The 12,476-nt window shown below is 38.2% G+C and carries 13 protein-coding genes; 11 read left to right on the top strand and 2 right to left on the bottom strand.

Annotation, left to right across the window (positions count from 1 at the left end):
• Window positions 1-7 precede the first annotated feature (7 nt).
• The 3 genes from GJE18_RS11170 to merA all read left to right on the top strand — a co-directional run bounded on the left by GJE18_RS11170 (window position 8) and on the right by merA (window position 2,701).
• Complete coding sequence (locus GJE18_RS11170; protein ID WP_060552516.1) at window positions 8-466, top strand: AAA family ATPase; 459 nt, start codon at window positions 8-10, stop codon at window positions 464-466.
• Between the two features lie 496 nt (window positions 467-962).
• Entirely contained in the window at window positions 963-1,391 is a 429-nt protein-coding gene (hypR, locus tag GJE18_RS11165) for a redox-sensitive transcriptional regulator HypR (RefSeq protein ID WP_107368398.1), read from the top strand.
• Window positions 1,388-2,701 (top strand): hypothiocyanous acid reductase MerA, encoded by a 1,314-nt coding sequence (gene merA, locus GJE18_RS11160; RefSeq protein WP_107368397.1) that lies wholly within the window; start codon window positions 1,388-1,390, stop codon window positions 2,699-2,701. The genes hypR and merA overlap by 4 nt, the downstream gene beginning before the upstream one ends.
• A gap of 69 nt (window positions 2,702-2,770) precedes the next feature.
• Here merA and GJE18_RS11155 read toward each other — a convergent pair whose 3' ends face one another.
• Both GJE18_RS11155 and cstR read right to left on the bottom strand, forming a co-directional pair.
• Window positions 2,771-3,523, bottom strand: coding sequence for a sulfite exporter TauE/SafE family protein (locus GJE18_RS11155; RefSeq protein ID WP_060551986.1), 753 nt, complete (start codon window positions 3,521-3,523; stop codon window positions 2,771-2,773).
• Between the two features lie 2 nt (window positions 3,524-3,525).
• The gene (gene cstR / locus GJE18_RS11150) at window positions 3,526-3,786 is read right to left on the bottom strand and encodes a persulfide-sensing transcriptional repressor CstR (protein ID WP_039643759.1); all 261 of its coding nucleotides are present in this window, start codon (window positions 3,784-3,786) and stop codon (window positions 3,526-3,528) included.
• A 138-nt stretch (window positions 3,787-3,924) separates the two neighbouring features.
• On the opposite strand from cstR, the gene GJE18_RS11145 reads away from it, so the two are divergent.
• From GJE18_RS11145 to GJE18_RS11110, 8 genes are all read left to right on the top strand, one after another.
• Window positions 3,925-5,004: a DsrE/DsrF/DrsH-like family protein gene (locus tag GJE18_RS11145; RefSeq protein ID WP_165886156.1), complete on the top strand. Its 1,080-nt coding sequence runs from the start codon at window positions 3,925-3,927 to the stop codon at window positions 5,002-5,004.
• A gap of 12 nt (window positions 5,005-5,016) precedes the next feature.
• Window positions 5,017-6,360, top strand: a complete 1,344-nt coding sequence (cstB, locus tag GJE18_RS11140) for a persulfide dioxygenase-sulfurtransferase CstB (RefSeq protein ID WP_060551983.1) — start codon at window positions 5,017-5,019, stop codon at window positions 6,358-6,360.
• Window positions 6,361-6,496: 136 nt separating this feature from the next.
• Entirely contained in the window at window positions 6,497-7,468 is a 972-nt protein-coding gene (locus GJE18_RS11135) for a LacI family DNA-binding transcriptional regulator (RefSeq protein WP_107368395.1), read from the top strand.
• Window positions 7,465-8,346 (top strand): ribokinase, encoded by an 882-nt coding sequence (gene rbsK / locus GJE18_RS11130; RefSeq protein WP_165886155.1) that lies wholly within the window; start codon window positions 7,465-7,467, stop codon window positions 8,344-8,346. Before GJE18_RS11135 ends, rbsK begins: the two co-directional genes overlap by 4 nt.
• A complete protein-coding gene (rbsD, locus tag GJE18_RS11125; protein ID WP_060551980.1) occupies window positions 8,339-8,728 on the top strand; it encodes a D-ribose pyranase in 390 nt (129 codons plus the stop codon). Before rbsK ends, rbsD begins: the two co-directional genes overlap by 8 nt.
• Window positions 8,729-8,740: 12 nt before the next feature.
• Complete coding sequence (locus GJE18_RS11120) at window positions 8,741-10,237, top strand: sugar ABC transporter ATP-binding protein (RefSeq protein ID WP_107368393.1); 1,497 nt, start codon at window positions 8,741-8,743, stop codon at window positions 10,235-10,237.
• The gene (locus tag GJE18_RS11115; RefSeq protein ID WP_060551978.1) at window positions 10,218-11,156 is read left to right on the top strand and encodes an ABC transporter permease subunit; all 939 of its coding nucleotides are present in this window, start codon (window positions 10,218-10,220) and stop codon (window positions 11,154-11,156) included. Before GJE18_RS11120 ends, GJE18_RS11115 begins: the two co-directional genes overlap by 20 nt.
• Before the next feature lie 19 nt (window positions 11,157-11,175).
• Window positions 11,176-12,090: a D-ribose ABC transporter substrate-binding protein gene (locus tag GJE18_RS11110; protein ID WP_060551977.1), complete on the top strand. Its 915-nt coding sequence runs from the start codon at window positions 11,176-11,178 to the stop codon at window positions 12,088-12,090.
• Window positions 12,091-12,476: the final 386 nt, after the last annotated feature.

Raw genomic sequence — 12,476 nt, 5'->3', positions numbered from 1 at the left:
GACGAAAATGGTACAACGTATTGTGATTATGGGATCTCCAGGAACAGGCAAATCGACACTTGCCTATCGTATTGCTCAACATACAGGCTTACCACTCTATCATATGGATGCATTATTTTGGGAAGGTAATCAAACGACGTCTGAAGAAGCACTTCGAACACGTTTAAGTCACGTTATTTCTAAGGACACATGGATTATTGACGGAAACTACAAAGACACACTTGAAATGCGTATTCAACGGGCAGACTTGGTGATTTGGTTACGGGCGCCTAAATGGAAGTGTATCTTGCGTGTGATATATCGTTTTGTGACTGACAAATTTCGAGAGAAAGGCCCAGGCGCAAATCCTGATATATTAGAACCAAGTTTTATTAAGCATATTTGGGACTTTCCTAACAAAAGCATCCCCGTAATGTATGACATCCATGAAAAATATAAAAATCATTGTCGCTGGATGATTGTGTAAAATGACGACCTTACATCATATCCATCCTAAATTATTCTTACCGTTGCATTACAGAGACCTCTTGTCCTAGCCTCTGGAACATGAAGACGTTAAGAAAGTAATGGGTTATTTTTTCAAATTATCTATGAACGTTTGTGAACAGGTGGACAATTAGCGTAAGTTGTAGAAAGATAACATAGCATATCGGTAAACTATTCAGCACGGCCATCAATGTTGTATAAGTGAATTTTTTAATATCCCCCGAGCATTATGGATTTTCCTTTTTGGCAAAATGTCATAGAAGTACGGAGGAGTGCTCCATCGAAATAATGTTTATCCATTTATTAATCAATAGAATAGCAGACAAAGTTCATGTACAAATGGATTTTGTCGGCTTTTTAAGTTAAAAAGATGCTATGTTTAACCCGATTTTTTTGCAGTATAAAGCGTTTAAGTGGTGTAATGAATAGATATGTGTTTAAATGTAATTGGAATAGTTACATTAAGAGGTGATAAGATGAACCTTGAATTTAATATTGCCATTCATGTGATGTGTTTTTTAGTGAAACATAAGGGTGAACGATGGAGCAGTAAGGCGTTGTCGGAGTCTGTTTGTATACATCCTGTACAAATTCGCCGTGTGACAACGCAATTAATTGAAGCGGGACTGATTGAAACACATCGTGGAAAGCAAGGTGGCTATCAAGCCAATCAACACACAGCGAATGCGTCACTTACAACTTTGTACGACATGTTCGTCCCACAGCACATGACTGATCAACGTTTATTAACCGGAGCGTCCGAAAATGCATGTCTTATTTCAAGAGAAATAGGGGGCATCATGACTACTTATTATGACGCGGAATTTGCACGGTCAAAAGCAGTTTACGATGGACAAACAATACACACAATTTTAGAAAAAATATTAAAGGAGTCCACACTATGAAAACATATGATTTTGTCGTAATTGGATTTGGTAAAGCTGGAAAAACATTTGCTAAAACGGCGGCAAGTAAAGGAAAAAAAGTCGCAGTGATTGAACAATCCCCTAAAATGTATGGCGGTACATGTATCAATATTGGCTGTATCCCATCTAAAACATTAATCCAAGCGAGTAAAACGTTGCCATTTACAGAAGCGATGACACGTAAAACAGAAGTAGTACAAGCGTTAAATCAAAAAAATTATCTTAATCTCGCAGATGATCCTAACATTGATGTTTATGATGGAAAAGCAACATTTCAATCAGAACATGAGGTGTGTATCGAGGGTGTAACAGATGAAACAATGATTCGTGGCGACGTGATGATTATTAATACCGGTGCAACACCTGTGATACCTGAGATTGAAGGTGTCAAGACGTCTCGATTTGTTTATGATTCTACGGGAGTTATGGCACTTTCTTCTCAACCGCAACGCTTAGTCATCATTGGTGGTGGTTATATTGCCTTAGAATTTGCTTCCCTTTTCGCAAGTTTTGGTACAGAAGTGACTGTTCTTGAGCGTCATACGCATGTGCTCAGCAATGAAGATGACGCTATCGTTAAAGAAGTGACTCAAGATTTAGAAAGCAAAGGTGTGCGTATTGTGACAAGCGTAGAGGTTGAAAAAATAAGTGACACTGTACAAGAAGCGGTTATTGAAACTTCTAATGGCGCATTTCACGCAGATGCGATATTACTTGCATCAGGTCGAACACCGAATACAGATATTGGCTTAGAAAACGTAGGAATAGCACTTGGTGACAAAGGTGAAATTAAAGTGAATGCGCACCTTCAAACGGCTGTGCCTCATATTTACGCCGTGGGTGATGTCAAAGGAGGACCACAGTTCACATATGTTTCTTTAGATGATTTTCGTATCATACATGATCATGTATTTGGGACAAGACAACGTACAACTAAGAACCGTGGTGAGATACCTTATACGGTATTCATCGATCCGCCGTTATCTCGTATAGGTTTAACAGCGGCAGAGGCGCAAAAAGAAGGGTTCAATATTAAAGAAGGTCAACTTCCGGTAAAACAAATACCACGTCATAAAATTAATGATGACCCACGAGGGTTATTTAAAGTGGTTATTGATGCCAATACGAACCTCATATTAGGAGCATCGCTGTACGGTGCACAGTCTGAGGAATTGATTAATCTCATTCATTTAGCGATGAAACAAGGTACTACCTATGATGTGATGCGTGATATGATTTACACGCATCCGACCATGGCAGAATCTTTTAATGACTTATTTAAAATTTAAAGATAGATAGACATCATACGCGAATAAAATAAGAAAACCTACCACAAGAGCGTGGTAGGCTTTTTCAGTTTAAAAAACGAGTTGAGTGATGGCGATAACAATCAATAGACTAATAATGCCTTTTTGAACGGTACTTGGAATATGGCGTCCGACTTTTAATCCAATGGGTGCAAAAATAATGCTTCCTAATATAATGGCACATGCCAAGTCAAGGGGAATATAGCCTTGTACGGCTTTTGTCACAAATGCACCTACGGATGAGATGAACGCAATGGCAATACTATTTGCGACAACAGTATTCATCGGTAATTTAAATATTGCAAGGAGTATCGGTGTTATGATAAAAGCACCACCTGCACCAACAATCCCTGATACGGCTCCAATGATAACCCCAATCATGATTAACCACAGGCGATTAAAGTGCGGTGTCTCATCACGCGGTGTCACTTTAAAAAATAATAAAACAAGTGCAAGAATTGCGATAAAAATATAAACTGTTGTCACAAAAGAAGCGTTAAGCCAATCCGCAATAACTGCCCCAGTAATACTACCTACAAACATTCCTCCCCCCATATAGAGGACGAGTTGAGGTAAAAATTCCTTCTTTTTGCGCGCGGAAAATGTACCGCTTAATGTGCTAAAAAATACTTGTGCGGACGTTAATCCAGAAGCGATATAAGCTGTCATAACTGGATAGCCTAATAGAGGTGGAATGAGTAATAACGCAGGATAAATAATAATGGCACCACCAATCCCTACTAAGCCAGAAATAAAGCCACCAAAGATACCGATCACAAATAGTAATAACATTTCAGACCACATCGTTATTTCACCTTCACTAATAATTCTACAGCTTCATTAATCAGTTGTTGTGCATCTTCATCATTGTTTTCAGCTTGTTTGACGCAGTCTATTAAATTTTCACTAATGATAATACTAATTAAACGTTGAATAGATGCTTTCGATGCGCTCAATTGTGTGATGATATCTTTACACTCTTTATCTTCTTCCATCATTTTAATGACACCATTTAATTGCCCTTGAACACGCTTTATGCGGTTCACTAATTTTTTATCATATTCCATAGTTTAGTCCTCCATAAAATTTGAAAGTAATCCTAGCATAAAAGGAAAGAAATGATTTGTCAAATACCCCTTATGGTATTTGACAAGTTGAAGTTGTTTTGGTAACATACCCCTATAGGTATTTAGAGGAGGAAAATAATGACAAAATTTAAAACACAGCATATTACAAATTTTTATCAATGTGAATTAGAAAAATTAGGTCAACAACAGCAATTGATAGATGTAAGAACGAGTGAAGAATATGAAATCGGTCATATTAATGGGGCGATTTTACATCCCGTACAACAAATAGAAACATTCGATTTCCCTAAAGAACGCACGTACTACATTCATTGTAGAAGTGGAGCTAGAAGTCAAAAAGCAGCAGAGTTTTTATCCGAAAAAGGGTACAATGTTGTAAATTTAGATGGTGGATTTGATGCGATAAAAGAACAACTTTCAAATATTGAGACGCCAAACACACATAAAAATATATCTCATAGTCATGAATTAAAAGCAAATCGTATAAAGCGCGATTTTAGTGGTTTACAATGTCCAGGACCCATTGTCGAAATCAATAAAGAAATGACGAAAATGTCAGAAGGCGAACAACTTGAAGTTTCTGTCACTGATTTTGGATTTAAACAAGATATTCAAGCTTGGGTAAAACAAAGAGGATATCATCTTGTTATGTTAGAAGAAAATGTGGATCATATTCATGCAGTGATTGAAAAAACTAAAGACAAAACTATGGACGTGACACACGAAGGCAATGGCACGACGATTGTCTTGTTTAGCGGTGAATTAGACAAGGCTATAGCGGCACTTATTATCGCGAATGGCGCGAAAGCTGCAGGTCGAGACGTCAGTATTTTCTTTACATTTTGGGGACTGAATGCACTGAAAAAAATTAATCAATCACCTGTGAAGAAAAAAGGTATCGCAAAAATGTTCGATATGATGTTACCAAGTCAACCGGAATATATGCCAATTTCTAAAATGAATATGTTTGGATTAGGTAATGTGATGATGCGTTATGTTATGAAAAAGAAAAATGTTGAAACCTTACCTACACTAATCGAAAAAGCTATTGAGCAAGATGTGAAATTAATCGCGTGTACGATGAGTATGGACGTGATGGGCATTTCGAAAGAAGAATTGAGAGAAGAAGTTACTTTTGGTGGTGTGGGCGCGTATATTGGTGACACAGAACAGGCACGACATAATCTATTTATTTAGGAGGATATTGATATGTTTTTTAAACAGTTTTACAATGACCATTTATCACAAGCATCTTATTTAATTGGGTGTCAACGTACGGGTGAAGCCATGATAATTGATCCGATACGTGATTTGACACAATATGTTGCACTCGCAGAACAAGAAGGTTTCAAAATTACGAAAGCAGCAGAAACACACATTCATGCGGATTATGCTTCTGGTATACGTGAAGTAGCCAATCGATTAGACGCGACCATTTATGTGTCCAAAGAAGGTGAAGAAAGTCTTGGTTATCGGAATATGCCGGAACAAACTGTATTTGTAGGTCATCAGGATACAATTCGTGTAGGTAATATTGAATTAAAAGTATTGCATACACCTGGACATACCCCAGAGAGTATCAGTTTCTTGTTAACAGATTTTGGTGGCGGCGCAACCGTACCGATGGGCCTCTTCAGTGGTGATTTTCTTTTCGTTGGTGATATTGGACGTCCAGACTTACTTGAAAAAGCGGTACAAGTGGCAGGATCTACTGAAAAAGGTGCGAAACAAATGTTTGAATCAGTTCAAATGATTAAAGCCTATCCTGATTATATTCAAATTTGGCCGGGGCACGGTGCGGGTAGCCCATGCGGTAAAGCGTTAGGTGCTATTCCAATGTCAACTCTAGGCTATGAAAAAATCAACAATTGGGCGTTTCAAATAGAAGATGAAACGAATTTTATTGAAACATTAACGACAGATCAACCGGCCCCACCGAAACACTTTGCTGAAATGAAGCGTATCAATCAATGGGGCACACAAGCATTTCAACCTTATCGCGTATATCTTGAAAATGATAAGAACACACCAGCATTCGATTTACGTTCGAAAGAAGCCTACCATGGTGGACATACGTTAGGGTCTATCAATGTGCCGTATAATAAAAACTTTATTAACCAAATCGGTTGGTACTTGAATTATGACCAAGATATTCAACTGATTGGAGACTATGAAACCATTAAACAAGCCGTTCAAACATTACAGCTGATTGGATTTGATCGCGTTAAAAGTTATAAAGCGCCTACATTTGAAATAGTGACTACATCAATTCATAGCGGTGACATGTCTGGTGAGGAAACCAATGTTATTGATGTACGGAATGACAAAGAATGGGCAGCCGGACATTTAAACCGAGCATTGCATATTCCGCACGGTCAATTGTTGGAAGCCGCAATAGATTTAGACAAATCAGCACCACTTTATGTACATTGTCAATCTGGTGTCAGAAGTTCCATCGCAGTTGGAATTTTAGAACAAAAAGGCTTTCAACACATTATTAACGTTCGTGAAGGTTATCAAGCCATGCCTGAAACAATCAAAAATAACGTATAAAGATGTAATGTACTTTTTATTTAAGGTCAAGACTATCGTTTTGGCCTTATTTTTTATTGAAAAAATATAAATTTGATAAATATGTAAAAGCGTGCTAATTTATATGTAAACGTTTACACATTGATGAGGTGATCATTTGGCGACAATTAAAGAAGTCGCACAGCACGCGAAAGTGTCTGTTGCGACCGTATCACGAGCGATTAATGGCAATGGTTATGTTAAGCGAGAAACACGTGACAAAATTGATGCGGCAATCAAAAAATTGAACTATCAACCTAATGAAGTTGCACGCACATTAAATATGAAAAAATCAAAAGTGCTTGGGTTATTGTTGCCTGATATGAGCAATCCTTTTTTTACAATCGTAGCGCGAGGGGTTGAGGATAAGGCGATGGAACGGGGCTATTACATTATGATTGGTAACGGCGCCATGGATGAAACGAAAGAATTAAACTATTTATCGATGTTTCAAATGAATCAATGTAGTGGCATGATTGCTTCTCAACTTTCAACCGCTAAGGCGTTTCAAACGTTACAGGCATTCCAGACTCCATATATTCTCATTGATCGTGTGACTGAAGGTGACGCATGTATTGAGGCAGATCACACGAAAGGCGGCACCTTACAAGCGAACACGATATTACGCGGTCACGCTTCTAACGTTTTACTATTGCATCAAGATTTAACATTTACGTCTTTTTGTGCCCGTTTTACAGCAGCACAAGACGTATTACAACAGGCAAATGTGCATGTTGAAACGGAAGATGAAGCAGTATTAGATGTGGAAAAATTTGAATACTACATTCGTGATCGCCGTATTGATAGTGTCATTTGTAGTAACGATGTCATGGCGTTTAAAGTGATGAAATGGTTGCACAGTCTCGGGAAAGTAGTGCCGGATGATGTTCAAGTCATTGGTTATGATGATATTCCTTTTGCGGAGATGTTTGTGCCAAGTTTAACAACCGTACGTCAACCTGCTTATGAACTTGGACAACGAGCCGCAGAACAATTAATTGATCAATTAGAAGGGCGCACGTCAAAATTAGCTTCAAAGTTAGACGTGACAGTCATTCACAGACAATCAACGAGGAGGTCTCAAAAATGAAAAATATTTATGTCATTGGCAGTGTATCCATAGATTTAGTCGTATCAACAAGAGTGGTGCCTAAAAAAGGTGAAACCGTTCTCGGGGAATCGTTTTTTAGAACAACTGGGGGTAAAGGAGCCAATCAAGCTGTAGCTGCAGCACGACTCGGCGAAAATGTCCATATGATTGGGTGTATCGGCGATGATGATTTTGGCCAAGAGATTGTTGAGAATTTCAAACGTAATCAAGTGGATGTGACTCATTTGAATATCGTACCGCATATGGCTACAGGAACCGCACATATTACGTTAGCAGACAATGATAATAGTATTATTGTGGTCCCTTCCGCAAACAACGAAGTGACGTTTAGGAACATTAAAGACCAATTAGCACAACTTGAAGAAGGTGACATTGTATTACTTCAACAAGAAATTCCAGCTGACACGGTGGCAAGGGTACTCGCGTATTGTAAACAACATGGAGTAATTTCTATATTAAATCCTGCGCCATATCGTGACATCGATGAGGCGGTTATTGAAAATGCTGATTATCTTACACCTAATGAAACGGAAAGTGCTGCCTTATTTAAAGAAGATCTTGATGAAGCATTAGAACGTTATCCAAATAAACTCATCGTCACAATTGGTGATAAAGGCGCGCGTTATTTTAACGGAGAAAACCATGTGACGGTAAAAGGATTTAAGCGAGACGTTAAAGATACTACTGGCGCGGGAGACACGTTTAACGGTGCGCTCGCGGTAGGGTTGCAAAAAGGATTTGCTTTAGATAAAGCCATTGAACTTGCGAATCTCGCAGCGAGTTATTCAGTGACAGGCATGGGCGCGCAAGGTGGTATGCCGACATGGCAAGATATAGAAGGTGAATTGAATGTATAAAACCGGAACTTTAAACAGTGACATTTCAATAGTGTTAAGCCAATTGGGGCATACAGATCAAATTTTGATTGCAGATTGTGGTTTGCCGATTCCTGATGGTGTTAAGCGCATTGACCTTGCATTGACATTTGGGCAACCCTCATTTCGGGATGTTTACACAGAAGTGTCAAAACATATGGCGATTGAAACAGCTATCGTTGCGGAAGAAATGAAAACCCACAATACCGTATTATTTGATGATTTGAACGATGACATTCCAAATCTGAATAGTGTGTCCCATGATGAATTGAAATTACAATCGCATCACGTTAAAGCAATTATACGTACGGGTGAAGCCACACCCTATGCCAATATTATTTTACAAAGTGCGGTTTTATTTTAGGAGGAATGCGACATGATAACAATGCGTCATATTCATAAAGCATTTGGAGAAAATAAAGTGTTACAAGGTGTCGACTTTACTTTAAAACCAGGTACCGTGCATGCCTTGATGGGTGAAAATGGTGCGGGTAAATCCACCTTGATGAAAATATTAGTCGGTATGCATCAAAAAGACGAAGGGGATATACAATTTTTTGGACAGTCTAAAGCGTTCAAAAATCCGAAAGAAGCGGAACAAGAAGGTGTGACCTTTATCCATCAAGAATTGAACGTATGGCCGGAATTAACGGTTTTAGAAAATATGTTTATCGGTAAAGAAATTAAAAATAAGTGGGGCGTGTTAAAAACTAATGAAATGGTACGTCAAGCGTCAGCTATTTTTGAACAATTACATTTCAATATCCCTTTACATAAAGCAGCTAAACACTGTTCTATCGGTGAACAACAAATGATTGAAATTGCGAAAGCATTAATGACAGATGCAAAAGTGATTGTGATGGACGAGCCGACAGCGACGCTCACCGATAAAGAGATTTCTCAACTTTTTAATATGATACGCCGTTTAAAAGCGCAAGGCGTAGCGTTTGTCTATATTTCACATCGTATGGCTGAAATATTTGAAATTGCCGACGATATCACAGTCATGCGTGATGGGAAAACGGTATTTTTTAAACCTGTCGAAGAAACCGCTTACAACGATATCGTGAAAGCGATGGTTGGAAGAGATTTAGAAGACCAATATCCAAAACGTCATTATCATCCTGAAGCTATCATTTTAGACGTTAAAGGACTTTCGAATGAGAAACATCAAATTCAAGACATCGCGTTCCATTTGCGTAAAGGTGAAATTCTTGGCGTGAGTGGATTAATGGGAGCAGGTCGCACAGAAATGATGCGCAGTCTTTTTGGTGTGGATAAAGGCAGTCGCCATGTAGAAATAGCGGGAAAAAGTGTTGAGATTCACTCTCCAGAAGATGCGATGAAACATGGACTCGCATTGATTACTGAAAATCGTAAAGATGAAGGGCTCATTTTAGATTTTTCGATTCGTGACAATATGGTACTCCCGTCCTTAAAAAGTTTCTCAAAATACGGCTTCGTAAAAGAGAAAGAAGCAAATCAATTTGTTAATTCAATGCGTGAACGACTTAATATTAAAACACCACATCAACGTCCGGCCTCTACGCTATCTGGAGGAAATCAACAAAAAGTTGTGTTAGCAAAATGGATAGGTACAGCGCCACGTATCATTATCTTTGATGAACCTACACGTGGGATTGACGTTGGTGCAAAAAGAGAAATTTATCAACTTATGAATGAGCTCACTGAACGGGGTGTATCTATTATTATGATTTCATCCGAATTACCCGAAATTATCGGAATGAGTGACCGAGTGATGGTTGTTCATGAAGGCCATATCCAAGGTGACTTAACAGGTGAACGTATTACAGAAGAAAACATTATGACACTTGCGACAGGAGGAAAATTAGATGAAACAGTTAACAGCTAAAACGACGTGGCTTGAAAAATTGATTCCCTTTTTAGGACTCATTTTACTCATTATCATGATTAGTGTACTCAATCCTGCATTTTTAGATTTATCCAATTTACTGAACTTACTTAGACAAATCTCTATAAATGGGTTAATTGCATTTGGGATGACGTTTGTTATTTTAACAGGGGGCATTGATTTATCCGTAGGTTCTATTTTAGCGCTCTCTTCAGCGTGTATCGCATTGATGATAACAAGTGGTGTCGATCCAATTATAGCGATAATACTTGGTGTACTGATTGGTTTTATTTTAGGTGTTGTGAACGGTCTGTTTGTGACAAAAGGCAATATGGCACCGTTTATTGCTACATTGGCAACAATGACGATATTTAGAGGATTAACGCTTGTCGTGACGGATGGTAATCCAATTACAAATCTCGGGGATAATTATTTATTTCAATTGTTTGGAAAAGGGTATTTTTTCGGGGTACCTGTCCCTGCTGTAACGATGACTATCGTTTTCATCGTGTTATTTATTTTATTACATAAAACAATTTTCGGACGTCATACGTATGCGATTGGTGGTAATGAAATTGCTTCTAAAATTTCAGGTATTAAAGTCAATCGAGTGAAAATTTTAATTTATGGTATTTCAGGATTAATGTCTGCATTAGCAGGTGCGATTTTAACTTCACGTTTGAATTCAGCTCAACCAACTGCAGGTACTGCATACGAATTAGATGCGATTGCAGCAGTTGTGTTAGGGGGGACGTCTTTAACAGGTGGAAAAGGACGTATAGTCGGAACACTGATAGGTGTACTTATCATTGGCGTTTTAAATAATGGTTTGAATTTACTAGGTGTCTCTTCCTTCTATCAACAAGTTGTTAAAGGTGTCGTCATTTTAATTGCGGTATTAATCGATCGTAAAAAATAACAGAAAGTGGGCGTCAGAAATGAAAAAAATAGTCATATTTATCGTAGCTTGTATGATAGTATTGGCAGGATGTTCATTAGAATCTCCGGTAAAAAAAGATAATAGTGGCAAAACGTCGAAGAAAAAATCCGAAATTACAATTGGTGTGAGTATTTCAACATTAAACAATCCATTCTTTGTGACGATAAAAGACAATATTGAAAAAGAAGCCAAACAACAAGGAATGAACGTAAAAGTAGTAGATGCACGTGATGACTCTGCTAAACAAACGAACGATATCGAAGACCTTGTGCAACAACAAGTGGATTACTTAATCGTCAATCCTACAGATTCAAGTGCCATTTCAAGTGCAGTGGAGTCTGCTAATCATGAAGGCATACCTGTTATTACATTAGACCGTTCCGTAGATAAGGGCGATGTCGCGTCATTTATTGCCTCTGATAATGTCGAAGGAGGTAAAATGGGCGGTCAATACATCGTGGATAAAGTAGGTAAACATGCTAAAGTGGCAGAATTAGAAGGTGTACCTGGTGCCAGTGCGACACGTGAACGTGGTAAAGGATTCCATGACATAGCTGATAAAGAATTAAATATCGTGTCGAAACAAAGTGCGAAATTTGATCGAGCGGAAGGTTTGAACGTCACTCAAAATATGATTCAAGCACATCCGGACATTCAAGCAATCTTCGCACATAATGATGAAATGGCCTTGGGCGCGATCGAAGCCATTGGTGATAAAGATATTGTTGTTGTAGGATTTGATGGTAATGAAGATGCGATGAAAGCCATTCAAAACCATAAATTAGAAGCTACTGTTGCACAACAACCCCATCTCATGGGTAAAGAAGCTGTACAAACCATTCTTAAATTAATGGATGGCAAAAAAGTAACCAAAGAAATCAAAATACCTTTAAAGTTAAAAACACAAAAATAATCAATACGTTATGAGGGGGACATCAATCATTTCAATTTATGATTGTCCCAAACGCTTGGCTTTTCTAGGCGTCTTACCTCAAAATGGATTTTCGGTTGCAGCATAATGCCTCAGAAGTCTCAGCTAAGGGATCAATCACAATTCATCATAGTGTCCATCACTAAAAATTAAATTTATTTATATGGATAGATATTAGCCAATAAAGTTCATGTATTATTGAATTTTGTTGGCTTATTTTTAATTATCAGAGGTGTTATGTCCCATCTCAACGCATGCACACAACAAATCCCTGACGTGACCAGACGTCAGGGATATTATTGAGGGTTTTAAAATAGGTTGAACGTATCGGCTGTTACACCGTATGTAACATACCGCATTTTTAGGAG

The sequence above is a fragment of the Staphylococcus agnetis genome, assembly GCF_011466855.1.
Classification (GTDB): domain Bacteria; phylum Bacillota; class Bacilli; order Staphylococcales; family Staphylococcaceae; genus Staphylococcus; species Staphylococcus agnetis.
The sequence above is the reverse complement of the archived record's forward strand: the minus strand, read 5'-3'. Positions and strand labels throughout refer to the sequence as shown.